Source organism: Paenibacillus phytorum, from assembly GCF_013141715.1.
Taxonomy (GTDB): Bacteria; Bacillota; Bacilli; order Paenibacillales; family NBRC-103111; genus Paenibacillus_E; species Paenibacillus_E phytorum.
Window position 1 is genome coordinate 1 of the sequence record NZ_WHOA01000264.1, and the last position, 893, is coordinate 893.

Below are 893 nucleotides of genomic sequence, written 5' to 3' on the forward strand. Positions count from 1 at the left end.
TTTTATACATTAACTTTGAATAAATTTAATACCATAGGCAACAATGCATAACAACAATATATTGAAGTAGGTGGAGTTAAATTGAAAGATAAGAAGCGCGAAGATGCTTGGAATGATAACTATGACGCAATTCTAGCTGAGACAGTGATAAACCATATTAAAACTGGAAGTACTCAGTTATTAGCATTTGAAGAATCTGGGAAAAAAATAAATCGAACCGCGGCAGCTTGTGGTTTTCGTTGGAATAAAGAAATACGAAAAAAGTATGAGAACGAAATTTTAGTAGCAAAAGCATGTAGGAGTAAACAAAAAGCACAGAAAAGAGAAGTATTTGTTACTGTATCTAGCACAGCAACATCTGATAACCCCTGGCAGCAATATGATGATCCATTCAGACAAATTATCAAAATAGCAAAAGATCAAGCACATATATTTGAACAATTATTGCAAGAGAATACAAAACTTAAGAATGAAATAATTGAATTGAAATCTAAAAAGAAAAATTCTGATACAGCAAAAACTAATGACCAATTTGGAGCAGATGATATTCAAACCTTTCTCAATATCATGAACAGAGCTAGAAATTTAACTTCAAATTTAAATGTATAAGATTTCCTTAAACTCCACATCCTAATATTACACCCAGAGAAGGAGTTGCATAAATGGCTAATAACAACACATTAGTAGTTCCACAAGCAAAGGCTGCTTTAAATCAGTTAAAGGTTGAAATAGCTCAAGAGCTTGGAATTCCATTCCAACCAAATGCATATAACGGAAACCTTGCCACACGCGATGCAGGTGCTATAGGTGGCAATATTACAAAAAGGTTAGTGCAAATAGCTGAGCAACAACTTTCCAGCTTCCAACGCTAATCCTTTGATGTAGGAGCAAGC

At 33.8% G+C, this 893-nt stretch carries 2 protein-coding genes; both read left to right on the plus strand.

What is annotated here, in order from left to right; genetic code table 11:
- Window positions 1–81: 81 nt before the first annotated feature.
- A complete protein-coding gene (locus GC098_RS41985; protein ID WP_171649782.1) occupies window positions 82–609 on the plus strand; it encodes an RsfA family transcriptional regulator in 528 nt (175 codons plus the stop codon).
- 53 nt (window positions 610–662) lie between these two features.
- Window positions 663–872, plus strand: coding sequence for an alpha/beta-type small acid-soluble spore protein (locus GC098_RS39475; protein ID WP_171649783.1), 210 nt, complete (start codon window positions 663–665; stop codon window positions 870–872).
- Window positions 873–893: the final 21 nt, after the last annotated feature.

Coding starts and splice junctions, on each gene's coding strand:
- GC098_RS39475 (WP_171649783.1), top strand. CDS start 663: ATGGCTAATAACAACACATTAGTAGTTCCACAAGCAAAGGCTGCTTTA.